Consider the following 25,083-nt stretch of genomic DNA (forward strand, 5'->3'; position numbering starts at 1 on the left):
AGTCGAGCTTGCTCGACTGGCGCATGGTGATCGGCGAAATGCAGTCGAGCAAGCTCGACTCTACCAACGCGCCTCCAGCGTCTTGAACGGCTTCGCCACGCGCACGCCTTCCGCATCGAACGCGGTAACCTCGCGTCCATCCACACGCACCGTCTTCGGCATCGTGCGCGCCGGCCACCAGACCTTCACCGCCGTCCCGCTGCGCAAGCCCTTGCCCAGCGTGACCGTCAGCAGCCCGTCGCGCTGCCGCGCCTGCATCTGCAGCGTGCCATACGCGGTCGGCAGGCGTTCCACCGCCAACCCATCCCCGGCCACCCAAGACGGCGGCGTGCCCGGCAGCAATGACAACGCGTCATCGTCCTCGCGCATCAACATGCCGAACAGCGTGCGGCCGTATTCGGCACCGATCCAGGTATGCGGCATGTCGCCGAGGTAGCGCGGGAAGCGCAGCCGCGAATGCACCACTTCGGCCAGCACCTGCCATTCAAGCGGGCGTCGATCATGAAGCAGGCCCTGCAACAGCTCGTCAGCCACGTCCGGCTGACCAAGATGCACATAGCTCAGCACGTTGCGGATTTCGTAGGGCGTATAGGCGTATAGCGCGCCTGGCTGGTTGCGCTTGCGCACATCGTCCAGATAGCGGGCGAAGGTGGTTCGCAGCGCCTCTGCCGGTAGCACGCTCTGCGCGCCGGTGGGATCCAGCGCGATCGATACGCCGGTGGGATCACCATCGCCCAGATCCGCCGAGGACGGAATGAAGTCGATGCCCTTCCACGCCATCGTCGCCCGGATCGAGGCATGCAGTGCGTCGTACAGCAGCTTGTACTGTTCGCGCGCCCAACGGGCGGTTTCATGGTCGCCAAGTGCCTCTGCCAGCCACGCGCCGTCGTGCCAGCCCTTCAGTCCCCAGTAGTCATCCCAATAGCTGTGGGTGGGCGAAGGGTAGCCCTCATGGCTGATCGACGGCGCAAGAATGCCCGCGAAGCGCTCCGGCGCTGGCTGGTCAGCCATGTAACCCGCTACGAGCGTGCGCTCGCGCAACTGCTGCAGGAAGCGCAGCGCCGCCTTCACTTTCGGCAGGTACGCGCGCACCGACTCCGCACCGCCATCGAGGCGGGCGACATCGGCGACCAGTGCCACATACTGGCCCTGGCTGTCGTACTCGATGTCCGAACCAAAGCCGGTGTTGACGCTGCCATCGTCGTTGAGGATCGGCGAGACCAGTCCGCTGCCGTGCACGCCGTGCTGGCTGTACCACGCCAGGTAGTCGCGCGCGACCTTGGCTTCGCCCATACGCAGCAGCACCGCCGAGGTGGCCATGCCATCGCGGATGAAGGAGCGGTTGTAGTTGCGCGGGCCGGGCTGCATGGCCGGGCCGGTCTGGTTGATCAGCATGTAGGCAGCCTGCGCGCGCAGCATGTCGACCAGCGAGGGATCGGGCAGGCGCAGGCCAACCTGGCCCAGCCGCGCCTGCCAATCTGCGGACGCCTGCGTGGCCAGCGTCTCGAACGCCGCATTGGCATCACGGGGCAGCGTGGACAGGTCAAGCGCAGGCGCCTCGGGCAGCACGCCATTGGCATCGGCAGCGGCGGTACCGAGTGGGAACGCCACGACCACCGCATCGCTGGCACCGGGCGCGAGGCGGATCCGGTAGCTCAATGCGGCTGCGGCCAGTCCTTGCTCGTCACGTGCCTGCTGCGAGGAAGGCAGTTCGCCGGCAGCGATGTCCGCGGTGATCTCCGTTGTGCCGTCCTTCCCGAACGGCGCCACGCCGGACGCAGCCACCGGCGTGAGCGAGTGCAGCAGCGAGCGGCCATTGATGCGCACCGCCTGTCCGTCGATGCGCACCTCGCGGATCGGCGACAGTCCGCCGTTCTGCCACGGCGGATTCATCTGCATGGGGCGGACGACCAGGCTGAGCGTGCCGTCGATCGCCGTGGTGCCGGTGTTGTGCAGTCGATGGCGGAGGAAGGTCACCGGCTGGCCATCGCGCTCGATGGCGAACACCTCACTGCGCAGCTCCAGCCCGGGTTGCGGTGACCAGGTGGCGGAGGGCATTGGCTTCCAGCCGTCGCGCAGTGCGTGCTGCACCTTCTGCCCGGCGGCACCGGCTGCGCTGCCATCGGCATTGCGCCAGATCGGCTGCACCAGCGGTGCGCCCTTGAACGCTTCCAGGTTGCCGTATTCGTCGAAGATGGATTTCTGCCGCCCTGCGTGCACGCCAACTGCGGTCCAGTAGGTCTGCTGCATCTGCAGCGAGGCGGGGAACAACGCACGTTGCGCACCGCTGGCGGCAATCTGGTAGCGCTTCATCGGCGTCATCACGGCTTTCGGGCCAAGCAGGCGCAGGCGTGCGATCTGCGGGGCAGTGCCGTCCACGGCCAGGCGGAATGCACGTAGAGGTTGTGCCGTGTCAGCAGCCAGCCAACTCTGCCGATGGCTGGCCGCCTGTGCATCGTGTGCGAGGTCCTGCCATCGGCCCTGTGCGTCCTGCGCCTGCAAGCGGGCGGCGCCGCGCCCGCCATCGGCCCAGTCGACCGCGAGACCGGCCGTGGACTGGGCGCGAGGCAGCATGATCTCGAACGTATGGGATCCACCTTTTCCGGCTGGAACCGCGACGGTGCCACCGCCTTGCCAGAGCGCCGCCGCCTGCGCTGCATCGACACCGCTGATGCGTGCGCTGAGCGTGCTGTCCAGCGGCTCCATCTCGAAGATCGACACGCCCCAATCGGAGGTGCGCTGTGGGCTGGCCAACCGCAGGTAGCGCGCCTGGCGTGGCGCGAAGTACAGCGTTTCCACGTCGCCCAGCGAATCGGCCATGGTGTACGCGGTCTGCCACTGTGTGCCGTCCAGCGAGGTCTGCAGTGAATAGCCCTCTGGATTGGAGACATCCCAGGTGATCCGTGCGCCCGCCAGTAGCGTCGGTGCACCCAGATCGATCTGGAACCAGTGGCCCGGACTGAAGGCGCCGCCGGTGACGGTCTTGGGGTCGCCGTCGATCAGATGGCTGATCGCCATCGCCGGTACCTGCTGCGAGGAGGCGCTGGCCTGCCATTGGCTGCGTGGTGGCAATGTCTGTGCCTGCGCGGAGGATGCCAGGACGGCGAGCATCAGAGTGGCGGCGGGTCGCCATGGGGCAGGTGGGCGGGAGACCTTGGAGCGTTCGGCGCGCAACGTCATTACGGACAGCCTCGCAGGTTCGACCGGAATCGGGCGAGCGCTACGCTAGCAAGGGATGTAATCGGTTACATGACGCACTGCAGCGCCGCCGGGCGCTGGCGCTGCCATCGCGGGAGCGCTGACGGATGTGGCTCTGGACGGCTGCAGGCTTGCCCCTATGCTGATTGGCAACGACCACCGATCTGAAATGGATTGATGATGGAGTTCAGTTTCACGCTGATGTACCGAGTGCCTGATACCGGAAAAGATCTCAGTGCATTTGAGCGAGGTCTTGCAGAGGTGGGGTGCGACGATGCGCTGCTGGGCAGTGGTTCGCCGGGCGTGTTGGCGTTGCGATTCCAGCGAGAAGGCACAGCCGCAGACGATGTCGCGCGTGCCGCATGCGTGCAGGTCCAGAATGCGGTACCGGAAGCCGAATTGATAACCGTGCATGTCGATGTCAGCAATGCTGGCGGCGTCTCCAATTGCGGTGACTCCAAAGCTGAGCTTGTTTGACGTCCACGGCGCACTTCTCAGAAGCAGCCGAGCATGGCTCGGCTCTACATGGCTTCCGGCAGGTCAAGCGGCATCCCCCATTACAGCTCCACCGTCTCCCACCAGCGTGTACCCGCCTGCGGCGCCTGCATGTCCAGTGCTTCGCCCATCATCGGCGTGGCCACCGGCACGTTCTTTGCGTCAGCCAATGCAGTGATGCGCTCGAACGGTTGCTGCCAGGCGTGCAGCGCCAGATCGAAGGTGCCGTTGTGGATCGGCAGCAGCCACTTGCCGCGCAGGTCCAGGTGCGCCTGCAGGGTCTGCTCGGGCTGCATGTGCACGAAGGCCCAGCGCGGGTCGTAGGCACCGGTTTCGATCATGGTCAGGTCGAACGGGCCGTACTTCTCACCGATGGCCTTGAAGCCGTCGAAGTAGCCGGTGTCGCCGCTGAAGAAGATGCGGAAGTCGCCGTCCTGGATCACCCATGACGCCCACAGGCTGCGATCACTGTCGCCCAGCCCGCGGCCGGAGAAATGCTGGCCCGGGGTGGCGATCAGGCGCAGGCCACTGGCCTCGGTCGATTGCCACCAGTCCAGCTGTTCGACCTTGCTGGCGTCCACGCCCCACGCAATCAGCTGGTCGCCCACACCCAGCGGTGCGATGAAGCGCGCGGTCTTGCCGGCCAGCTGCATCACTGCGGCATGGTCCAGGTGGTCGTAATGGTTGTGCGAGAGGATCACGCCGGCGATCGGCGGCAGTTCGTCGATGCTGATCGGCGGTGCGTGGAAGCGCGCCGGGCCCAGCCACTGTACCGGCGAAGCGCGCTCGGAGAACACCGGATCGGTCAGCCAGTACTGGCCGCGCAGCTTCAGCAGGATCGTGGAATGCCCGAGCCGGAACAGGCTGCGATCAGGCGCGGCGTCCAGGGTTGCACGGTCCAGCGGCAGCACCGGAATGGGGTGGGCGGGCACGGTGCCCTTGGGCTTGTTGAACAGGAACGTCCACCAGATCTCCGCGCCATCGCGCAGGCCCATCGCCGGACGCGGCAGGGCATTGCGGAACTTGCCGTCGCGGTACTGCGGCGAATCGGGGAAGTCGGGGAGGGACCAGGACTTGCAGAAGGTGTAGGCGGTCACGGCGAGGATTCCAAGCAAAAGGACAAGGAGCAGGCGCTTCATGGGTGACGTCCGCTGGGTACACTGCACAGTGTAGTTTCGTGTTTTTCAAAAGTACACTGCCGGGTGTAAAATGGTGGCGTCCGTTCAGCTATCCGGTTTCCGCCATGTCCCGTGCCCCGCAACGCCTGACCGACCGCAAACGCGAAGCCATCGTGCGTGCGGCGGTGGAGGAGTTCCGGGCATCGGGCTACGAGGCGACCAGCATGGACCGCATCGCCGAGGTGGCGGGGGTCTCCAAGCGCACCGTCTACAACCACTTCCCGAGCAAGGAAGCGTTGTTCTCGATGATCCTGGAGGAGCTGTGGGAGCGCAGCGTGGCCAGCGACGCACTGCCGTACCGCGCCGATCAGCCGCTGCAGGCGCAGCTGATGCAGCTGCTGGGGCAGAAGCTGGAACTGCTCAGCGATGCCAACTTCATCGACCTGGCACGGGTGGCAATGGCCGAGATCATCCATTCGCCGGAACGTGCGCAGGCCATCGTCTGCCGCATGGGCGAGAAGGAAAGCGGTGAGAGTGCGTGGATCCGTGCGGCAATCGCCGATGGCCGGCTGCGCCAGGTCGATCCGGAGTTCGCCGGCCACCAGCTGCACGGGCTGGTGAAGAGCTTTGCATTCTGGCCGCAGGTGACGATGGGGCAGGCGCCGTTGAACGAACAGGAGCGGGCACGCGTGGCCGAATCGGCGGTGGCGATGTTCCTGGGTTACTACGCGGTCTAGCTGGCGGCGAAGCGGCGGAACTCGTCGGCCGGCAGCGCCGCCGAGTACAGATAGCCCTGGCCGACATCCACGCCCAGTGCGCGCAGTTGCTGTTCCTGCGCGAGGGTTTCGGTACCCTCGGCCACTACGATCGCGCCGCAGCGGTGCGCGACTTCGACGATGAAGCGAACGATCGACTGCGACTTGGCGTCGGACAGCGTGGCAATCAACGCCTGCTCGATCTTGACCTCGGCAATGGCCAGCTGCGAGAGCAGGATCAGGGTTGAATAGCCGGCACCGAAATCATCCAGTGACAGCGTGACCTCCGCCGCCAGCAGCTGTGCGATGTTGGCATCGACCACGTCGCGTTCGACGATCTCGGTCCATTCGACGATCTCCAGGCGCAGCATCACGCCGGGCACATCGTGCAGTGCCAGCAATTCCTGCAGGCGCAGGCCGAAGTCGGGCAGGCGCAGTGACTCGGCCGAAACGTTCACGGCGATCTTCAGCTGCGAGCCATCGCGTCGGCACTGCTGCAGGAAGTGGATGGCCGATTGCAGCGTGGCCCATTCCAGTTCAGCCAACCGCCCCTGCCGGCGCAGCAGCGAGATCACCCGCATCGGCGCGATCAGCCGGCCCTCGCCGTCGCGCATGCGCAGCAGTGCTTCGGCGCCGACCAGCTGGCGATCCTGGAGGCGATGCTTGGGCTGGTAGCACAGGGGCGCATCTCCCTGCTGCAACCAGCGTTCGAGGGCGACTTCGATCAGGGCGTCGATCTCGCTGTCGCGCTGGATCGGATCGTCGAAGAACACGACGCCGGATTCGATCGCACTCAGCGCCACGGTGATCGCGCGGAACGGAAGATGTCCTTCGTCGGCATCGGAGGGGGGCTTCAGTTCGACCACCGCACAGCGGAACAGCGGCCGGAAGCCGGGCCAATCGCGGCCGACCCGATCGGCCAGGTTGCTGGCCAGCTCGGTGATCTGCGGCTGCGTGCGCAGTTCGAACAAGGCCAGGTCGCGCACCAGGATCGCCAGCGCGGCATCGCCGAACTGGTAGATCTCCAGCTGCCCGGCTGGCAGCGAGGGCAGCAGCCGATGCACCTCGTCGGTGCTGTCGCGCTGCCACAGGCCGTTGTCCTGCAGCGGCCCGTAGCGCAGGCGCAGATCGCGCAGGTTGCCCATCTCGGCCACGATCAGGCAGGCCTTGCCGATGCCGTCGTTGTCGCGCCAGTAATGCTGCAGGCGTTCGCCAAGTGCACGCATGTTGGGCAGGCCACTGATCGGATCGATGCGCAGCCAGGCCTGTTCGCGCTGACGCTGTGCATCGATCTGCGCATCGTTGTAGACCAGCGCGAACACCGCGCCGAGCATCAGCAGCGATAGTGGCAGTGCCAGCAGGCGCTGGATTGCCAACTCCTCCACGGGCAGCTGATTGGCGCCGATGATTGCGACGCCCAGTGCCAGGCCCAACGCAGTGACGGCGATACGCACGCCCCAGGCCTGCAGGATCACGCGCAGCGAGAGCTCATTGAGCATGCGCGGGTGCAGGCGCCTGCGCAGCCAGACGCCGGCCAGCATCTGCAGCGTGGCCTCGAGGCCGGCCGGCAGGAAATACTGGGTGCCGGCAAACTGGTAGCGCGCCAGCAGGCTGGCGGCCAGGCAGGTCAGGCCGCCGCGCCAACCGCCCAGCAGGCCACTGACCAGCAGGATGTCGAAGCCGAGGTGCAGCTTGACCACACCCTGGGTGTAACGGGCCACGAACCAGGAATTGAACAGGTAGATCAGGCCCAGCGCCACGCCGACATACAGGCGACGGCCTTCAATGGCATGGCCGGCGCGGCGGGTGGCGATCAGCAGCACGCCGATCATGCCGATCACCGCCGTGGCCTGCAGCAGGTACAGCGGCAGGCTGGGCAGGGCGCTGTCCAGGACCTGGGCCGAGACCCGTGAAAGCGCATCCATAGCAGGTTCCCGCCTGTGACCGACGGCCAGTGACGAGCAGCGTAGTCGCAGCAGGGCGCAGGTTCAATTGCACTGGCTGGGTTCGGGCAGGAGGTGTTCGGCCATGAAATCGACAAATGCGCGTACACGCGGCTGCTGATGACGATGGCTTGGCCAGAGGGCCCAGAAGGTGCTGCGCTCGGTGCTCCATGGGTCCAGGACGCTGACGAGTTCACCGCGGTCCAGCGCATCACGCGTGGCGAAGTCGGGCAGGCACGCAATGCCATGGCCATCAATGGCCATGTGCAGGATCGTCTCAAGATGATTGGCGGTCATTGCGGCAGTCAGCCGTGGCTCAGTGCCTCCCTCATGCGTGGGCAGCGGCCAACGTTCGATCAGGCCGGTGCCGGGAAAGCGATGGAGGAGGCATGCGTGGCCGCTCAGATCATCCGGGTGCTGTGGCGTGCCGCGCTTGGCGAAGTACGCAGGGGCGCCCACACAGAGCAGGCGGGCACTGCCGAGGTTGCGGCCGTGCAGCCTGGAGTCGGCGGGGTTGCCCGTGCGGACAACGGCGTCGAAGCCCTCCTCGATGACATCGACAAGACGGTCGCTGAAGTGCAGGTCGAGTTCGATGGCGGGAAAGCGGTGCGCAAAGGCCGATAGCACCGGCAGCATCAGTCCGCTGGCGAGTGGAAGACTGACCTTCAGGCGACCGCTGGGCGCGGCCTGGGCGTCGGTCAGCTCGCGCTCCGCTGCGGCGACCTCGGTCATGATGCGACGGCAGCGTTCAAGGAACTGCTCGCCTTCGGCAGTCAGGCTGACGCTGCGGGTATTGCGATTCAGCAGGCGGGCGGCCAGGCGCTCTTCCAGCCGGGCAATGGTCTTGCTTGCCGCCGAAGGGGTGATGCCACGCTGTCGTGCTGCGGCCGCGAAGCTGCGTGCCTCGGCGACCAGAACGAAGAGGCTGAGACCGGCAAAGCTGTCCATGACATGGCCATTGATGACGTTCATGTCATTAAAGCACGGACACAACGATGGATTCTTAGGCGATAGCGTCGTCGATAGCATCAATGGGGTGGCGCCTGGCCACGCTGGAGTTTCATCGACATGTCAGTTGCTTCTGCTGAGACGGCCGGATCATCACGCTTTGGAGTGGTGCTGGCGGGCTGTCTGACCGCGCTCACCATTCCGTTGAGCATTGCCAGCCCCGCCGTTGGCATTCCCGCCATCCGGGACGCGCTGGGCGGTTCGCCTGCGGCGTTGTCCTGGATCATCAACGCTTATCTGTTGACCTACGGCTGCACCACGCTGGTGGCCGGTGGGCTGGCCGATCTGCATGGCAGGCGCCGGATCTGGCTTCTGGGCGGGGCGTCGTTTGCGCTCGTCACCGGCCTGATCCCCTTGATGCCCGATGTGGCGTGGATCAATGCACTGCGACTGCTTCAGGGGATGGCGGCGTCGGCTGCGTTTGCCGGTGCGATGGCGTCGCTGGCGCAGGTGTTCGACGGCCAGGCGCGGGCCAGGGTGTTCAGCCTGATCGGCACCACCTTTGGTGCAGGAGCTGCAGGCGGTCCGCTGCTGGCAGGCGGATTGATCGATGCGCTGGGCTGGGAATGGGTGTTCTTCCTGCCTGCGTTGCTGGCCGCCCTGACCGTACCGTTGGTCGCCCTGTCATCCGTCGAATCGAAGAGCACCGGTTCGCCACGCCTGGATTGGCTGGGCGCCGTCACCTTCATGCTGGCGCTGGGGTCTCTCACCTACGCCATGATCGTGCTGCCGGAACGCGGCCTGTTGCATCCGCAGACGCTGGTACTGCTGGCGCTCTCGATGGTGTTGCTGGCCGCGTTCATTGCCGTCGAGCGCTCCCATCGAACACCGCTGCTGGATCTCGGGCTGTTCCGCAACCGGCGCTTTGTCGGCGTGCAGATTCTCGCCGCTGCGCCTGCGTTCTCGTATGTCGTCCTTCTGGTGGTGCTGCCGGCGGGGTTCATCGGTGTTGAAGGACTGCGGCCCACCGAGGCTGGACTGGCGATGGCAGCACTGTCTGCACCCTTGCTGGTTGTGCCCCTGGTTGCCGGTTACCTGCTGCGCTGGATTCCGGCGCGGACGCTCTGCTGTGCGGGCCTGTTGATCGGCGCGCTTGGGCTGGCATGGCTGGCCCAGGTGTTCCAGCTACCTTCGGTGCGCTGGATGCCGATGCTGGTCATCGGGATCGGCATCGGTCTGCCTTGGGGGATCATGGATGGCCTGGCGGTCAGCGTGGTTGGCAAAGAGCAGGCAGGCATGGCCGCGGGCATCTTCAACGCAATGCGACTGGCAGGCGATTCCATTGCCCTCGCGCTTGTCGGCATCATGCTCTCATCCCGCATTGGCGGGAGTATGGCGCTTGAGGCCAGCGTCGTGGCCCGTGCCGCCGTGCACAGGCTGTCCATGGGCGACCTTGGCGGAGCGGTGGAGGCATTGCCCGGCGTTTCGAGAACGGCGCTGGCCCAGGCATACATGGAGTCCGTCCGTGGCCAGCTGTTTGTCCTGGCGATGGCGACCGTGCTGACCGCCATCGTGCTCGGGTACCTGTTGCGCGAAGAGGTCGAGCCTGGCCTGTGCAGGCGCGGTCAGTAGCGCGGGTCGGCGATGGCCGGCAGCACCAGTTCGCGCACGAAGCCGGACGGTGACAGCTGCAGCAACGCGCGCACCACCGCAACGACGTCGTGCACCGGCACCAGCTCGCCGTCGCCGCGCGCTGCGGCCTCCGCCACCGGCACCGACAGTGCATCGTCGGTGTTGAGGTAGCCCAGCTGCAGGCTGGTCACCGCCAGGCGGCGATCGCGGAAGCCCTCGCGCAGTGCATCGGCGATGCCGTTGAGCGCGAACTTGGATGCGCCGAACGCCACTTCCGGGCGGCCGCTGCGTGGCAGTGCCGAGGTCGAGCCGGTCAGCACCAGCTGCGGGCGTGGCGCGCCCAGCACCCGCGGCAGCAGGCGCTGCAGCAGCACCAGGGTGGCGGTGATGTTGACGTCGACGAGTTGGATGAGTGCGGCATCGGTTTCGTCGAGGAAGGCGTACTCGTCGCTGAAGGCGGTCTGTTCCCAGATGCCCAGGTTGTGGATCAGCACATCCAGATCGGCAGGTGCCTGTGCTGCGATGTGGTCGGCAGCCACGGTCGGCTGGGACAGATCGGCTTCGATCCACTGCAGGGTGACGCCCTCGGGGCATTCAATATCGCGCGGTCGGTTGCGTGAAACGCCGATGACGGTGTCGCCTGCACTGCACAGGCCTTCCACGAACGCCCGACCGAGGCCCCTGCTGGCGCCGATGACCATCAATTTCATGTTGCTTCCTTGTTGTACTGCGGCGGCCTCAGTCGGCCGCCAGAACGGTGTCCCAATCGGCGAACGCACGCAGGCCGCTGCGTTCGGCGGTAATGATCGAGGCGGTGTTGTCGAGCTGGCAACGGTACTGCGGCTGCAGCCCGGCCGTCTGTGCGGACACGGCCATGGCGCGTACCAGCTGGCGCGCGTGCCCGCGACCGCGGGCTTCGGGAAGGGTCAGCACGCCCATGTCGGCCAGGGCCGGATCCAGGCTCCACGGGTACATGCTTCCCGCGGCAACCAGCCGCTCGCCATCGAAGGCGCCGAACACCTGCCAGTGGTCCAGCTCGACCCAGGCGGCATCCAGATCCTCCTCGCTCGCGCTGGCCTGGAACCCGTCGAACGCGGCTGCGTCGGTCGGGCCAAGACGGCGGATATGTGGCGGTGCAGGGCGCTCGGCCAGGGCTGCAAGTTCTGCGGCAGGGAAGTAGAAGACACGATCCGCACCATGCGTGCGCTGGCCGAGCTGCTGCAGGCGCAGTTGCAGCTGCGGGAGCGTCCAGTGCGGCTGCGCATGCAGTTGCAGGCGAGCGGCCAGGGCCGGGCGCAGCAGTGCGCGCGCGGGGCCCGTGACCGGCTGCAGCAGCATGCCGTCCTCGCCCTCATCGAAATCATCGCTGCACGCCAACTGCAGCAGCGGATCATCCTGCAGCATGCGCTGCCCGGAGAACACGCTGCGCCAGGTCGCATCGATCAACGGGGCAAACACATCATCCATGACCGGTGTCTCGCTCAGTGCCGGGGCAGGTCCACCTGCAGGCCGGCGGCCTTCCATTCGGGGTAACCGGCGGCGAGCCGCTGCGCGGTCAGTCCGGCCTCGCGCAGCATCGCCACCGCATCGTTGGACAGCACGCAGTAGGGACCGCGGCAGTACGCGACAATGTGGACGGCACGCGGCAGTTCGTCCATCCGTGCACGCAGTTCCGTAACGGGAATGTTCAGCGCGCCGGGCAAGTGGCCCAGATCGAATTCCTCACGCGGCCGCACATCCAGCAGCACCACGCTGCTGCGTTGTTCCAGCAACTGCTCGACAGTCAGGCCTTCCAGAGCATCGCGGCGCTGCAGGCTGTCGTGGATCACGCCGTGCATCTCGCTGCGCTGGTGGTCGGCATAGTCGCGCAGCGCGGCCAGCAGGTTGCCCAGCGGACCCTCACCACTGCGGTAGAGGATGCGCTTGCCATCGCGTCGGGTCTGAACCAGGCCGGCACGGCGCAGCTGCTGCAGATGCTGGGAGGTATTGGCCACCGACAGCCCGGTCAGTTCGGCCAGGCGCTCCACGGCGCGCTCGCCCTGGGCGATGTGCTCCAGCAGGGCCAGGCGATGGGCATGGCCGAGCGTGCGGGCGATCTCGGCCAAGGCTTCCAGCGGTGAGAGCGGTGGCTCTGTTGCAGCGTTCATGCGGCGCACGCTAGCATCGCTCTATCATTCAAGCAAATAATTGAAGGTGCGCGATATGGCTGGCCTGGCGACATTCGTGATGGATTCGGTGGTGGTCGGCGTGGGAGCGACCGCAGTGATGGACCTGTGGGCGCTGGTGCAGCGGCGGCTGCTCGGCATTCCCTCGTTGGATTTCGCGACGGTGGGCCGCTGGCTGGGGCATCTGCCGCGCGGGCGCTTCCGCCACGATGGCATCGGCCGCTCGGCAGCGGTCAGTGGCGAGCGCTGGGTTGGACCGCGCATTACGTGATCGGTGTGGTCTTCGCCGCGTTGCTGCTGGCCGCGGTGGGGAACGGTTGGGTGCAGGCGCCGACACTGTGGCCGGCGCTGGCCTTCGGCATCCTCAGCGTCGCCGCACCGTTCCTCATCCTGCAGCCGGGCATGGGCGCGGGCATTGCCGCTTCAAAGACCCCGGCGCCGGGCAAGGCGCGCCTGCGCAGCCTGGTGGCGCACAGTGTGTTCGGCCTGGGCATGTACCTTTCCGCGTTGTTGTTGGCTGCGGTCCATGCAGGATGAGCGAGAATCCGTGGGGTCACCGGCAACAGGAACACCTTGGCATGGAAGCACCCGAATCCATCACTGATGACATGCCGCTGCCGTGGGCTTGGCAGGAGGCGTTGGCCGATGCGCGCATCGAGCGGCAATCGATCGGTGTGTCGCGTGCGGATGTTGCCCGCGTGCATCGGCCGGGCCAGGCCGATGCCTTCCTGAAGTCGGAAGTGATCGACGCCTTCAGTGAGCTGGGCGATGAGATCGCACGCCTGCGTTGGCTGCAGGCACAGGGACAACCGGTGCCAACGGTGATTGCCACTGCCGAAGAGGCGGGCCGGCGCTGGTTGCTGATGAGCGCGCTGCCTGGCCACGACCTGGCCTCGTTGCCGGAGCTCGCGCCACAGCAGCTGGTGGAGCTGCTGGCCGACGCGCTACGCGGGCTGCATGCGTTGCCGGTGGCAGCCTGTCCGTTCGACCAGCGACTGGCGTCGCGCGTGCAGGTCGCGCAGGCCCGCATTGAAGCGGGCCTGGTGGATGCCGATGATTTCGATGACGAACGCCTGGGCCAGAGTCCGCAGCAGGTCTTCGCCGAACTGTGCAGCATCCAGCCCGACCATGAAGACCTGGTGGTCAGCCATGGAGACGCCTGCCTGCCGAACCTGATGGCGGTCCAGGGTCGCTTCAGTGGTTTCATCGACTGTGGCCGGCTGGGTGTGGCCGACCGCTACCAGGATCTGGCGCTGGCCGCGCGCAGCCTGGTCCACAACTTCGGCGACACGCGTTGGGTCGCGCCGTTGTTCCAACGCTACGGCGCGGTGGCCGACGAGCGCCGGCTGGCGTTCTACCGGTTGCTCGACGAGTTCTTCTGAGCCCGCGCATGGCTGGCGATGGCCGCGCAGATCAGGCCACCGACCACGCTCAGGTGTTCCAGCGCGAAGAACAGGGCCAGCTGCTGTTCGGCGCCGTGCTTGTTCCAGAAGGTATGCACGATGACGATGGTCAGCAGCATGAACACCGCCAGCGCGCCGCTGCCCAGCCAGAGCAGGCGATCGAGCAGCAGGCACAGTGCGCCGCCCAGCAGCACCACGGCGCTGGCGATGTTGAACAGCACAGGCGGTTGCAGCCCGGCCGACTGCATTTCGGCCACGCTGTTGTCCCACGCCAGCAGCTTGGCCAGGCCCGAGGACAGGAACACCACGGCCAGCAACAGCCGCGCGAGGAACCACAGCACGCGGCTGTCGAGCAGGGTGGTGATCATCCGTGGCATGCAGGAACTCCGGGTTGAGCGTGGGACAGGCCGCGCAGCATCGGGCCTCAACCGCAGTTGAGGTCAAGGCTGGCTGAACGGAGCCCGGCGTTGGCCGGATCGCCAGCTTCTAATTGGACGAACGTTCGTTCACTATTTACGCCATGAACCGAGCCGACCGCAACGAGCAACGCATCGCGCAGATCCTGCAGGCCGCCCTGCAGTGCTTCCTCGTGAAGGGATTCCACCAGACCAGCATGCGTGACATCGCGCAGGCGGCTGGCGTCAGCCTGGGCAATCTCTACAACCACTTCCCGGGCAAGGAGGCGATCATCCTTGCGGTAGCGGTGGCCGAGAGCGAGGAGCTGGCCCCGATGCTGCAGCGCCTGGCGGGCGCCGACGGCGACCGGGCACAGGTGATGGCCTTCCTGCAGGACTTCCACGCGCTGTGCGGGCAGCCGGAATGGGCAACGCTTGCGGTGGAGGTGCTGGCCGAGAGTGCACGCAACCCTGCCGTGGCCGAGGCCTTCGCGGCCAACCGCAGGCAACTGCAGCAGGTTCTGGCCGATGCCCTGCAGCACGTTGCACAGCGCGAGCGGCGGCGCCCCGCGCTGGCCCCAACACTGCAGGCACAGGTGTTGCTGGATGCCATCGAAAGCGATGCGCTGCGCCGGGGCCTTGGTGGAGTGGGCGATCCAGATGGCGCGCCGTTGGACCTTGGCCTGTTGGCGCTGCTGCTGGGGGCGCGTGCATGAGTGGCGTGGACCGGCGGTTGCATGGCCTGGATCTGGCCCGCTACCTGGCACTGGCCGGCATGGTGCTGGTCAATTTCCGCCTGGCGATGGCCGTGCCTGCAGAAGGCACAGGATGGTTGGCAGGCTTCTTCCACCTTCTGGAAGGCAAGGCTTCGGCGACGTTCGTTACGCTGGCTGGCTTGGGCCTGGTGTTGGCCACGCAGCGGCAAGGGTGGTGGCCGGCCAGCCTGCAGACCTGGAGGCGCGCTGTTCCTGATGGTGCTGGGCCTGCTCAACCTGACCCTGTTCCCGGCCGATATCCTGCACTACTACGCGGTGTATTTCGCGCTGGCGGTGGTGTGGCTGCGTGCCTCGCCGCGGGTGTTGCTGGCCAGCATCGTGGGCCTGGCGGCTTGTTCGTTCTGGGCGTTGCTGCATTGGGATTACAGCCAGGGATGGAACTGGCAGACGCTGGAATACGCCGGTCTGTGGCAATGGCCGGGCGCGGCCCGCAACCTGCTGTTCAATGGCTTCCACCCGTTGATGCCGTGGCTGTGCTTCTTCCTGCTGGGCATGCTGCTGGCGCGCCTTCAGTTGTCGCAGCCTCGGGTGCAGCATGCATTGCTGGTGCTGGGCCTGTTGCTGATCGCGGCTGGACATGGCGTGCAGCAGCTCGCACAGGGAACGCTCTGGCAGGCGTGGCTGGGAACGCAGCCGATGCCGCCGGGACCCGCCTACGTGCTTACTGGTGCGGGCGCGGCCTGCAGTGTCATCGCCGCCTGCCTGTGGCTGACGCGTGTACGCCCGGGCGACTGGCTGGAGCCGTTCACCGCGGCCGGGCGCATGACCCTGACCCTGTATGTGGGTCACATCCTGCTGGGCATGGGCACGCTGGAAAGCCTGGGCCTGCTTGATGGCAGTGCCTCGCTTGCGTCGGTGCTGCTGTGGGCGCTGCTGTTCCTGATGCTGGCGACCGCTGCGGCGTGGCTGTGGTCATGGCAGTTCGCGCGCGGTCCGCTGGAGGCGGTGATGCGCCGTATTGCAGGCTAGTTCTTTGGTCGTGCCGAGGTGATGTTGTGACGGACATGTCTGTGTCGTGGCGAGCGCATCTGCGATAGTGGCGGCAGGTAACACTTTCCGCTTGCATCCATGTCATTCGCTTCGGCGCAGCATCTCGGCGAAGTCCTGCAACAATCCTATGGCATCACCCCGACCGCCGTGGTGCCACGCCCGGTGGGCGCCGACGCCAATGCCAGCGTGTATCGCGTCGATGCGCGGCACGGGCAGTGGTGGTTGAAATGCCGCACCTACCAGGTCGACCCATCGGTGTGGGACAGCCTGCACTGGATGCGCGGCACGTTGGGTATCGATGAGATCGTCGCGCCGTGGCCGGCACTGACCGGTGGTGCGTCGGTACAGCGTTGGGGATTGCAGTTCACCCTGTTCCCTTATGTGGAAGGCCAGTCCGGGTTCGAGGCAGCGTTGAGCCGCACCCAGTGGAAACGGCTGGGTGAGGTGCTGCGGCGCCTGCACGGCGCGCAGCTGCCGGCGGAACTGCAGCAGGCGCTGCCGATCGTGCGGCTGGAAACCGCAGCGCTGGAGACCGTCGGGCAGTGGTTGGCCGGCGAGGGCCTGGCGGCCGCGAAGGACGGGCTGGGCCGCGCATTCGTTTCGGTATGGGACCAGCAGCATGCGCGCATCGCGGCGCTGCATTCACAGGCACGGGAACTGCTCGCGGCCTTGCAGTACGTGCCGGTAGACCTGCACCTGTGCCACACCGATCTGCATGCCGGCAACCTGCTGATGGGCAATGACGGGGGCCTGCACCTGATCGATTGGGATGGCCTGTCGCTGGCACCGCGCGAGCGCGACCTGATGTTCATCGGTGCGGCGGTTGGCGGGCGCTGGGGGCGCGAGAATCCGCTGGGCTTCGAGGACGGCTACGGCAGCGACCGCGGCGACCCGCGCTGGATCGCCTGGTACCGGCACTGGCGCATCCTGCAGGATCTGATCGAGTTCCAGCAGGTGCTGCTGGGCAGCGATGGCGAGGAGCGTTCGCCGCAACTGCGCCGACAGTCGCTACATTACCTGGGCGAGCAGTTCGCACCGGGCAATGTGTTCGATGCGGCGGAGCGGGTGTATCGCGCGTTGTAAATGCACGTCACCTGCCATGGGTGAACCGTCGCGCTTCGCGCGATGAGTCGAGCATGGCTCGACTCTACAGTTACGCTCGGCAGCTCTTTGTGCCGCCATCGTTGATCGGGCGGACAGGAATCATCCGTGCATGGCGCGGATCTACTCGGCGGGCTTGGCTGCCGCCGAGGCCGCTGCGCTTGCGGCGCGGCGCGACAGCACGGCCTCGCGATGGGCGATGTACGCGTTGGCGGCGAGGATGATGCCGGCACCGATGATGGTCCAGCGGTCCACCGTTTCGTTGAACAGCAGCCAGCCGAACAGCGTCACCAGTGGCAGTTGCAGGAAGCTGATCGGGGTCAGTGCGGAGACTTCACCCAGGCGCAGCGCACGCGTCCACAGCAGCTGGCCGATGGTGCCCAGCACGCCGGTGGCCAGCAGCCACAGCCACGCCATGCCGGTGGGCCAGACCCACACGAACACGGCCGGCACCAACGACAATGGCACCCAGAACACGTAGGTGTAGAGCACTACGGTGTCGGCGCTGTCGATGCGGGTCAGCTGCTTGATCTGGATCGCCACCAGCGAGCTGAGCACGGCGGCGGCCACCGCGACCAGACTGCCCGCAGTGAAGCCCGCGGTACCGGGACGCACGATCACCAGTACACCGATGAAGCCGACGACGACGGCGGCCCAGCGGCGCACGCGCACGGTCTCGCCCAGCCACAGCACGGCGGCGATGGTGACGAACAGCGGCGTGGAGTACGAGAGCGAGACCGCCTGCGCCAACGGCAGATGGCCCAATGCCCAGAAGGCGCACAGCATCGAACCCAGGCCGATCGCACTGCGCACGAAGTAGCGCGGCAGCTGTTGGGTCTTCAGCGGCGCGTGGCCTGGCCGCAGCAGCATCGGCAGCAACGCCAGCAGGCCGAAGGCATTGCGGAAGAACGCCACTTCCTGGGTGGGCACGTAGCGCGTGGCATAGCGGATCGCCACCGCCATCAGGCCGAATGCCATCGTGCTGCCGAGCATCAGCAGCGCCGCCCGCATCGGGGTGGCGCTGGGGGAGAGGGCGGGGGTGTTCACCACTGTGCGCCGAGCAGGCGGGGCTCCGGTTCGATCGGCACGCCGAACTTCTCCAGCACGGAAGCAGAGATGCGTCGCGCCAGCGCCAGCAGTTCAGCGCCGGTGGCGTTGCCGTGGTTGACCAGCACCAGTGCGTGGCTCGGCGCCACGCCAGCATCACCTTCGCGGAAGCCCTTCCAGCCGCAGGACTCGATCATCCATGCCGCCGAGACCTTGCGCTTGCCGTCCTGGTCGGACGGGAACACTGGCAGCTCGGGGAAGTGCTGCAGCAGTACGTCGACCTGTTCCAGCGGCAGCACCGGGTTCTTGAAGAAGCTGCCGGCGTTGCCCAGTACATCCGGGTCGGGCAGCTTGCGGCGGCGGATCGCGATCACCGCATTGGCCACGTCCACCGCACTGGGCAATTCCACACCCTGCGCCTGCAGTTCCTCGCGGATGCCGGCGTAGTCCATGCGCAGGTCATGCAGCAGTGGCAGCTTCAGTTCGATGGCGGTGATCAGGTAGCGGTCCATCTGCTGCTTGAACACGCTGTCGCGGTAGGCGAAGCCACACTGTTCGTTGTCCAGCCGCACCCAGGCCTGCTCCTGGCAGTCCCAGGCTTCGACGGCCTGGATGAACTCGCCGACCTGCGCGCCGTAGGCGCCGATGTTCTGGATCGGCGCGGCACCGGCGGTGCCGGGAATCAGGGCCAGGTTTTCCAGGCCGGACAGGCCTTCCTGCAGCGACCACATCACCAGGCCGTGCCACGGCACACCGGCACCGGCGCGGATCACGGCATGGTCGGCGCGATGCTCGAGGAAGCTGATGTCACGGTTGCCGAACACCAGCACGGTGCCCGGCAGGTCCTCGGCGATCAGCACATTGCTGCCGGCACCCAGCACCAGCAGCGGGCCGCTGGCCACTTCGGGCAATGCCAGCACTTCCGGCAGCAGCGTGGGATCGTGCAGTTCCAACAGCTGAGCGGCGCTGGCCTGCACATGGAAGGTGTTCAGGGCCTGCAGCGGCGCATTGCGGGTGAGCGTCCAGCGCAGCGGGGCGTTGCCGTCGACGGTATCCATGGGTGTGCTCACAGTGGGGCCACCGCGCCGCGGCTCGGCGCTTCGCGGCGGCGACGGATCGCCTCCACGCATTCGGAGACCAGCGCCGGGCCACGGAAGATCAGGCCGCTGTAGCACTGCACCAGCGCCGCACCAGCAGCCATCTTGGCCACGGCGTCGGCACCGGACAGGATGCCGCCGACCCCGATCAACGGCACCGACTCGGGCAGCCGCGAACGCAGGCGGCGCAGTACCAGGGTGGACTGCTCCAGCACCGGCGCGCCGGACAGGCCGCCGGCCTCGTTGGCCAGCGGGTCGCCGGCCACCTTGCTGTGGTCGATGGTGGTGTTGGTGGCGATCACGCCGTCCACCTGCAGTTCGCCCAGCACGCGGGCAGCGGCATCGATGTCGCGCTCGCTCAGGTCGGGCGCCACCTTGACCAGCATCGGCACGCGGCGACCGTGGCGGGCCGCGAGATCTTCCTGGCGGTCGCGCAACTGGCTGACCAGCTGGCGCAGCGCGGTTTCTTCCTGCAGTTCACGCAGGCCGGCGGTGTTGGGCGAGGAGATGTTGACGGTGATGTAGTCGGCCAGCGGGTACACCTTGTCCAGGCAGACGATGTAATCGTCCACGGCCTGTTCGTTCGGGGTGTCCTTGTTCTTGCCGATGTTGATGCCGAGCAGGCCGCGGCGGTTGCGCGCGCTCGACGTTGCGCACCAGCGCGTCCACGCCCGCATTGTTGAAGCCCATGCGGTTGATGATCGCGTTGTGTTCCGGCAGGCGGAACAGGCGCGGCTGCGGATTGCCGGCCTGCGGGCGCGGCGTGATGGTGCCGATTTCGACGAAGCCGAAACCCAGCGCGAACAGCGCATCAATGTGCTCGCCATTCTTGTCCAGGCCGGCGGCCAGGCCGACCGGATTGGGGAAGGTCAGCCCGAACACCGTGCTGGGCATCGGCGCGATGCGTGCGGCCAGCAGCGGCGTGGTGCCGGTGCGATAGGCCAGGTCCAGTGCGGACAGGCCAAGGCCGTGGGCGCGCTCGGCGTCGAGCGAGAACAGGAAGGGGCGGGCAAGCGAATACATGCGTCGGTTCAGTCCAGCGTGCCGAGGAAGGCTCGGGTTCGATATTCAAAAGCGACCTGGCCGTCGACCGCGTGGGCGGCGAACAGGTCCTGCAGAGCGTCGATCATCGGCGCGTGACGCGGATGACCGGCTTGCGGGGCATAGGAGGAGGACAGCAGGCGCCCGCGCAGGGCGTCGAAGTCCAGGTGCTGCACGTTCGGCAGCTCGACCATGCCGCGCAGGCCGGGGCCGAACCAGGCCTGCATCGTGGCATCGTCCTGGTAGCGCTCGGCCACGGCGGAGTAGTCGGTGCCGTAATCCAGCAGCAACTGTTCGTAGCCGACCAGGAACGGACTGGCATCGAGCAGGCGCGAATTCCAGTAGATCAGTGCCAGGCCACCCGGGCGCAGGATGCGCTGCCACTCGGCGCGCACCGCCACGGTGTCGAACCAGTGGAAGGCCTGCGCGACACTGACCAGATCGATGCTGGCGTCGTCCAGTGTGGTGGCCTCGGCGCGGCCGTCGACCGCGCGGAACTGCGGGTACTGCGGTGCCAGCCATTGCTCGGCCGCGCCCCGCATGGCGGCATTGGGCTCAACCGCGACTACCGGATGGCCGCTGGCCAGGAACTGGCGGCTGGAAATACCGGTACCGGCGCCGATGTCGGCGACCAGCGCCTCGCGGCTGACGCCCATCGGGCCGTGCAGCCATTCCAGCAGCGCGGGTGGGTAATCGGGCCGGTAGCGGACGTAATCGGCGACGCGGCTGCTGAAGCGTTCAGTGCTGTCGGAGGCGGTCATGGCAGTCAGTTCGACATCGCAGCGAGCCAAGCCAGGCCGCCGAAGAACAGGATGAAGACCAGGATGGCGGCGATCACGGCGCCGACCATCACCCAGCCCAGTACCAGACCGGTGACGGCCAGGCCATCGCCTTCCAGTTCATGCGGGCGGCGGCGGATCTCGGCGCGGGCCATGTGGCCGGTGATGATGGCCACGATGCTGGCCACGAAGGGCAGGACGGTCCAGCTGGCGATGCCCATGACCAGGCTGACCACGGCCAGGGCGCTTGTCTGTCGGGGTGCCACGCTCATCGGGGTCCTCCTTGGCAGTGTGCACATGATAGTGCCTCTGCCCGGGCAATCCCATGCCCGGCGGATGCGATGGCAGGCGTCGACCTTGGTAGACGAAGGGCATTCCAGCCAGGCAGGCGTCGACCTTGGTCGACGAACCGCATGCCAGCCGTGGTAGGCGTCGACCTTGGTCGACGAAAGGCATTCCAGCCGTGGTAGGCGTCGACCTTGGTCGACGAAAGGCATTCCAGCCGTGGTAGGCGTCGCCCTTGGTCGACGAAAGGCATGCCAACCAAGGTAGGCAGCTACCGGAGTGCCGGTGTCAGCCCATCAACACCTGGCCACCATCCACGTTGAGCACATGGCCGGTGATCCAGCGCGACAGCGGCGAGCACAGGAACAGGGCGGCATCGGCGATCTCACGCGGGTGGCCGAAGCGACCGAACGGAATCTTCGCCAGCGTGCCGTGGTACAGCGCCGGGTCTTCGGTGCGGCGGCGGTCCCAGAGGCCGTCATCGAACTCGATCGAGCCCGGCGCGATTGCATTGACTCGGATCCGTTCCTTGGCCAGCGCGAGCGCCTGCGAGGTGGTGTAGTGCGACAGCGCGGCCTTGGCGGCGGCGTAGGGTGCGCCACCGGGGCGCGGCTGCTGCGCGGCGATCGAAGAGAGATTGAGAATGCAGGCGTCACTGGACGCGCGCAGCCAAGGCAGGGCCAGGCGCGAGGCCCTAACGGCGGCCATCAGATCGATCTGCAGGCTGGCCGCCCAGCCATCCTCGTCGTCGGCCATGCCATAGCCGGTGGCGTTGTTGACCAGCACATCGATGCCACCGAGTGCATCGGCGGCGGCCTGCAGCCAGGCCTGGATCTGGCCTGGGTCGGCCAGATCGGCGGAAAACGTGTGCAGTTCGAAGCCCTGCGCCCGTGCATCGGCACGCAGGGCATCCAGGCCCGCCTGGCCGCGGGCGCAGACCGAGACCTGCGCACCAGCGCCGGCAAACGCCAGCGCCATTTCACGGCCAATGCCCTTGCTGCCGCCGGCGATCAGCACGCGGCGGCCGGTGAAATCAATCACCGGCTTGCCAGCCTGAAGAGCCGAGCCATGCTCGGCTGCATTTCCTGCGGTGTTCATGGCGCATCCTGCCGAGCATGGCTCGGCACTACAGATAGCGTTACAGGTCGAACTTGATGCCCTGCGCCAGCGGCAGCGAATCCGAGTAGTTGATGGTGTTGGTCTGGCGACGCATGTAGACCTTCCACGCATCCGAGCCGGACTCGCGGCCACCGCCGGTGTCCTTCTCGCCACCGAAGGCACCGCCGATCTCCGCACCGGACGTGCCGATGTTGATGTTGGCGATGCCGCAGTCGCTGCCGGCCGCCGACAGGAACTTCTCGGCGGTCTTCAGGCTCTGGGTGAAGATCGAGGACGACAGGCCCTGCGGCACGCCGTTCTGCATGTCGATGGCTTCGTCGATGGTGTCGTACGGCATCACGTACAGGATCGGCGCGAAGGTCTCATGCTGGACCACGGCGTCGCTGTTATTCAGGCCCGAGACGATCGCCGGCAGCACGAAGTTGCCAGCGCGGTCGATGCGGGTGCCGCCGGTTTCGATGGTGCCGCCGGCCGCCTTGGCCTGGGCGATGGCATCGAGGAACTGCTGCACGGCGCCATCGCTGTTCAGCGGGCCCATCAGGTTGGCGGCATCGGTCGGGTCGCCGATCTTGCCTTCCACCTGCTTATAGGCCTTGACCAGCGTGGCCAGCACGTCGGCATAGATCGAGCGGTGCACGATCAGGCGGCGGGTGGTGGTGCAGCGCTGGCCGGCGGTACCGACCGCGCCGAACACGATGCCCGGCACGGCCAGCTTCAGGTCGGCGGTTTCGTCCAGGATGATGGCGTTGTTGCCACCCAGCTCCAGCAGGCAGCGGCCGAGGCGGCGCGCGACCTTTTCGTTGACGGTGCGGCCGACCTGGGTCGAGCCGGTGAAGCTGATCAGCGGCACGCGGCGGTCATCGACCATCTTTTCCGACAGCGCGGTGCCGGCATCGTTGATCAGGAAGAAGATGTCCGGGAAGTCGGCTTCGCGCAGGGCGTCGTTGCAGATCTTCAGCGAGGCGATGGCGGTCAGCGGCGTCTTGTTGGACGGCTTCCAGATGCACACGTCGCCGCAGATGGCGGCCAGGAACGAGTTCCAGCTCCACACCGCGACCGGGAAGTTGAAGGCCGAGATGATGCCGACCAGGCCCAGCGGGTGGTACTGCTCGTACATGCGGTGGCCGGGGCGCTCGGAATGCATGGTGTAGCCGTACAGCATGCGGCTCTGGCCCACGGCGAAATCGGCGATGTCGATCATCTCCTGCACTTCGCCATCGCCTTCCGGCTTGCTCTTGCCCATTTCCAGGGCGACCAGCGAACCCAGCGCGTCCTTGTGCTTGCGCAGCGCTTCACCGCACAGGCGCACGGCTTCACCGCGGCGCGGTGCCGGCGTGGTGCGCCAGACCTTGAAAGCTTCCTGGGCGCGGGCGACGACGGTCTCGTACTCGGCCTCGGTGGTCGCGCGGACCTGCGCGATCGGCTCGCCGGTGGTCGGGTTGACCGGGGTGATCAGCTCACCGCTGGTCGCGCTCGACCACTCCCCGTTGCCCAGGTACGTGCCAGCGTTGATCGCGTCCAGGCCAAGGGACTTGAGCAGCTCGGAAGACATGCAGACTCCTGTGTTTCGTTACGTTGTTTGGCGCCATCGCGGGCAGGTGGGGGACGCGATGAACAGAACCGCCGATGGTAGCAGAGGGAGGTTGCTGGGCTTTGGTGCGGTGCGGGGTGGGACCGCACCGATAGGCCATCCCTATTCGGGGTGCCTGTTCAGGCAGGCAGGGCTTCGTCCATCGCGCGCGCGGGTCCCGGGGTGGCTGGTTGTGGCGACCAAGCGGGAGGATTGCGATGCCACTGCCAGGCACTGGTGATGATCGGTGCCAGCTCGGTCCAGCGCGGCTGCCAACCCAGGAACTCGCGAGCGCGGGCAGAGGACGCCACCAGGCTGGCCGGATCGCCCGGACGGCGTTCCGCCATCTCAAACGGAATTTCGCGTCCGCTGACCGCTGCCGCGGCTGCAATCACCTCATGGACGGAGAAACCCTGCCCATTGCCCAGATTGAAGGCGTGCGCACCCGGCGTGTGCTCCATGTACTCAAGTGCCAGCGCGTGGGCTTGGGCCAGATCCTGCACGTGTACATAGTCGCGCACGCAGGTGCCATCGGGTGTTGGGTAGTCATTGCCGAACACTTTCATGGCGTTGCCGATGCCCAATGCGGCACGCAGGACATTGGGAATCAGGTGGGTTTCGCAGGCATGGGCCTCGCCGATGCCGTGGTTGGGCAGGGCGCCAGCGGCATTGAAGTAGCGCAGGCAGGTTGAACGCAGGCCGTAGGCTGTGGCTGCGTCAGCGAGGATCCGCTCTGCCATCAGCTTGCTGGCGCCGTAGGGGTTGATGGGCGCCTTGGGGTGGTCCTCATCGATCACGTCCGACTGTGGATTGCCGAATACCGCAGCGGTGGAGGAGAACACGATGCGATCGATGTCGTGGCGCCGCATGGCGGCCAGCAGGTTCAGTGTGCCAGTGACGTTGTTCGCGTAGTAGGCATAAGGATCCGCAACGGACTCACCGACCAGCGAGCGGGCAGCGAAGTGCATCACGGCATCGAACTGGCGACCATGGAGAGCGCGTTCGAGCGCTTCGGGATCCAGCAGGTCGGCTTCCAGCAGTTCGCCCCAACAGACCGCGTCGCGGTGGCCGGTAGACAGGTTGTCGAGCACGGTTACGGCGTGGCCGGCTTCGGCCAGGTACTGGGCCATGTGGCTGCCGATGTAGCCGGCGCCGCCGCAGATGAGGATTTGCGACATGCATCTTCCTTGTTGCGAAAAAATTCGTGGGAGTCTAGCAGTGCTGAT

General features: G+C 66.7%; 21 protein-coding genes and 3 pseudogenes. 8 read left to right on the forward strand and 16 right to left on the reverse strand.

The window, feature by feature from the left end:
- Nucleotides 1-60: 60 nt before the first annotated feature.
- Nucleotides 61-3,180, reverse strand: coding sequence for a galactose-binding domain-containing protein (locus tag ACZK2V_RS09405; RefSeq protein WP_486323173.1), 3,120 nt, complete (start codon nt 3,178-3,180; stop codon nt 61-63).
- A gap of 198 nt (nt 3,181-3,378) precedes the next feature.
- On the opposite strand from ACZK2V_RS09405, the gene ACZK2V_RS09410 reads away from it, so the two are divergent.
- Nucleotides 3,379-3,675, forward strand: a complete 297-nt coding sequence (locus ACZK2V_RS09410; RefSeq protein WP_071228931.1) for a hypothetical protein — start codon at nt 3,379-3,381, stop codon at nt 3,673-3,675.
- An 80-nt stretch (nt 3,676-3,755) separates the two neighbouring features.
- Here the strand turns inward: ACZK2V_RS09410 and ACZK2V_RS09415 are convergent, their stop codons facing one another.
- Entirely contained in the window at nt 3,756-4,832 is a 1,077-nt protein-coding gene (locus ACZK2V_RS09415) for an MBL fold metallo-hydrolase (RefSeq protein WP_486323174.1), read from the reverse strand.
- Between the two features lie 104 nt (nt 4,833-4,936).
- On the opposite strand from ACZK2V_RS09415, the gene ACZK2V_RS09420 reads away from it, so the two are divergent.
- Nucleotides 4,937-5,548 carry a TetR/AcrR family transcriptional regulator gene (locus tag ACZK2V_RS09420; RefSeq protein ID WP_049398557.1) on the forward strand — a complete coding sequence of 204 codons (612 nt, stop codon included), beginning with the start codon at nt 4,937-4,939 and terminating at the stop codon, nt 5,546-5,548.
- Here the strand turns inward: ACZK2V_RS09420 and ACZK2V_RS09425 are convergent.
- The gene (locus ACZK2V_RS09425; RefSeq protein WP_486323175.1) at nt 5,545-7,491 is read right to left on the reverse strand and encodes an EAL domain-containing protein; all 1,947 of its coding nucleotides are present in this window, start codon (nt 7,489-7,491) and stop codon (nt 5,545-5,547) included. The genes ACZK2V_RS09420 and ACZK2V_RS09425 overlap by 4 nt on opposite strands.
- Before the next feature lie 63 nt (nt 7,492-7,554).
- Nucleotides 7,555-8,481 carry a LysR substrate-binding domain-containing protein gene (locus ACZK2V_RS09430; protein WP_486323176.1) on the reverse strand — a complete coding sequence of 309 codons (927 nt, stop codon included), beginning with the start codon at nt 8,479-8,481 and terminating at the stop codon, nt 7,555-7,557.
- A gap of 141 nt (nt 8,482-8,622) precedes the next feature.
- Here ACZK2V_RS09430 and ACZK2V_RS09435 point away from each other — a divergent pair, with 141 nt between their 5' ends.
- Complete coding sequence (locus ACZK2V_RS09435) at nt 8,623-10,089, forward strand: MFS transporter (RefSeq protein WP_486323177.1); 1,467 nt, start codon at nt 8,623-8,625, stop codon at nt 10,087-10,089.
- On the opposite strand, the gene ACZK2V_RS09440 is transcribed toward ACZK2V_RS09435, so the two are convergent.
- The 3 genes from ACZK2V_RS09440 to ACZK2V_RS09450 are packed head-to-tail and all read right to left on the reverse strand — an operon-like array spanning nt 10,083 to nt 12,236.
- Nucleotides 10,083-10,799, reverse strand: a complete 717-nt coding sequence (locus ACZK2V_RS09440; protein ID WP_486323178.1) for an SDR family NAD(P)-dependent oxidoreductase — start codon at nt 10,797-10,799, stop codon at nt 10,083-10,085. The two genes, ACZK2V_RS09435 and ACZK2V_RS09440, sit on opposite strands and share 7 nt — an antisense overlap.
- A 28-nt stretch (nt 10,800-10,827) precedes the next feature.
- Complete coding sequence (locus tag ACZK2V_RS09445; RefSeq protein WP_486323179.1) at nt 10,828-11,556, reverse strand: GNAT family N-acetyltransferase; 729 nt, start codon at nt 11,554-11,556, stop codon at nt 10,828-10,830.
- Between the two features lie 14 nt (nt 11,557-11,570).
- On the reverse strand, nt 11,571-12,236 hold the full coding sequence (locus ACZK2V_RS09450) for an ArsR/SmtB family transcription factor (RefSeq protein WP_032129739.1): 666 nt from the start codon (nt 12,234-12,236) through the stop codon (nt 11,571-11,573).
- A gap of 118 nt (nt 12,237-12,354) precedes the next feature.
- Between ACZK2V_RS09450 and ACZK2V_RS09455 the strand changes: the two are divergent.
- Both ACZK2V_RS09455 and ACZK2V_RS09460 read left to right on the forward strand, forming a co-directional pair.
- Nucleotides 12,355-12,791: pseudogene (locus tag ACZK2V_RS09455) on the forward strand (DUF2938 domain-containing protein).
- A 41-nt stretch (nt 12,792-12,832) separates the two neighbouring features.
- The gene (locus ACZK2V_RS09460) at nt 12,833-13,636 is read left to right on the forward strand and encodes an APH(3')-II family aminoglycoside O-phosphotransferase (protein ID WP_486323180.1); all 804 of its coding nucleotides are present in this window, start codon (nt 12,833-12,835) and stop codon (nt 13,634-13,636) included.
- Here the strand turns inward: ACZK2V_RS09460 and ACZK2V_RS09465 are convergent.
- A complete protein-coding gene (locus tag ACZK2V_RS09465) occupies nt 13,609-14,034 on the reverse strand; it encodes a DoxX family protein (RefSeq protein ID WP_164079689.1) in 426 nt (141 codons plus the stop codon). The genes ACZK2V_RS09460 and ACZK2V_RS09465 overlap by 28 nt on opposite strands.
- A 143-nt stretch (nt 14,035-14,177) precedes the next feature.
- On the opposite strand from ACZK2V_RS09465, the gene ACZK2V_RS09470 reads away from it, so the two are divergent.
- The 3 genes and pseudogenes from ACZK2V_RS09470 to ACZK2V_RS09480 all read left to right on the forward strand — a co-directional run bounded on the left by ACZK2V_RS09470 (nt 14,178) and on the right by ACZK2V_RS09480 (nt 16,901).
- On the forward strand, nt 14,178-14,768 hold the full coding sequence (locus ACZK2V_RS09470; RefSeq protein WP_189719572.1) for a TetR/AcrR family transcriptional regulator: 591 nt from the start codon (nt 14,178-14,180) through the stop codon (nt 14,766-14,768).
- A pseudogene (locus ACZK2V_RS09475) lies at nt 14,765-15,797 on the forward strand (DUF418 domain-containing protein). Before ACZK2V_RS09470 ends, ACZK2V_RS09475 begins: the two are co-directional and overlap by 4 nt.
- Nucleotides 15,798-15,896: 99 nt before the next feature.
- The gene (locus tag ACZK2V_RS09480; protein ID WP_486323181.1) at nt 15,897-16,901 is read left to right on the forward strand and encodes a phosphotransferase; all 1,005 of its coding nucleotides are present in this window, start codon (nt 15,897-15,899) and stop codon (nt 16,899-16,901) included.
- A gap of 141 nt (nt 16,902-17,042) precedes the next feature.
- Here ACZK2V_RS09480 and ACZK2V_RS09485 read toward each other — a convergent pair whose 3' ends face one another.
- The 8 genes and pseudogenes from ACZK2V_RS09485 to galE form a co-directional block, all read right to left on the reverse strand.
- Nucleotides 17,043-17,930 carry a DMT family transporter gene (locus tag ACZK2V_RS09485; RefSeq protein ID WP_032129732.1) on the reverse strand — a complete coding sequence of 296 codons (888 nt, stop codon included), beginning with the start codon at nt 17,928-17,930 and terminating at the stop codon, nt 17,043-17,045.
- Nucleotides 17,931-17,962: 32 nt separating this feature from the next.
- Nucleotides 17,963-19,024 carry a UDP-N-acetylmuramate dehydrogenase gene (gene murB, locus ACZK2V_RS09490; RefSeq protein WP_107431775.1) on the reverse strand — a complete coding sequence of 354 codons (1,062 nt, stop codon included), beginning with the start codon at nt 19,022-19,024 and terminating at the stop codon, nt 17,963-17,965.
- 8 nt (nt 19,025-19,032) lie between these two features.
- Nucleotides 19,033-20,086 (reverse strand): annotated as a pseudogene (locus ACZK2V_RS09495) (quinone-dependent dihydroorotate dehydrogenase).
- An 8-nt stretch (nt 20,087-20,094) separates the two neighbouring features.
- Complete coding sequence (locus ACZK2V_RS09500; RefSeq protein ID WP_049398543.1) at nt 20,095-20,865, reverse strand: class I SAM-dependent methyltransferase; 771 nt, start codon at nt 20,863-20,865, stop codon at nt 20,095-20,097.
- A gap of 5 nt (nt 20,866-20,870) precedes the next feature.
- The gene (locus tag ACZK2V_RS09505) at nt 20,871-21,155 is read right to left on the reverse strand and encodes a DUF4190 domain-containing protein (RefSeq protein WP_010484694.1); all 285 of its coding nucleotides are present in this window, start codon (nt 21,153-21,155) and stop codon (nt 20,871-20,873) included.
- 301 nt (nt 21,156-21,456) lie between these two features.
- Entirely contained in the window at nt 21,457-22,266 is an 810-nt protein-coding gene (locus ACZK2V_RS09510; protein ID WP_486323182.1) for an SDR family NAD(P)-dependent oxidoreductase, read from the reverse strand.
- Between the two features lie 40 nt (nt 22,267-22,306).
- Nucleotides 22,307-23,839, reverse strand: a complete 1,533-nt coding sequence (gene amaB / locus ACZK2V_RS09515) for an L-piperidine-6-carboxylate dehydrogenase (RefSeq protein WP_486323183.1) — start codon at nt 23,837-23,839, stop codon at nt 22,307-22,309.
- Nucleotides 23,840-23,997: 158 nt separating this feature from the next.
- Complete coding sequence (gene galE / locus ACZK2V_RS09520; RefSeq protein ID WP_486323184.1) at nt 23,998-25,035, reverse strand: UDP-glucose 4-epimerase GalE; 1,038 nt, start codon at nt 25,033-25,035, stop codon at nt 23,998-24,000.
- Nucleotides 25,036-25,083 lie beyond the last annotated feature (48 nt).

Source organism: Stenotrophomonas sp. 93052_Sma, assembly GCF_056481145.1.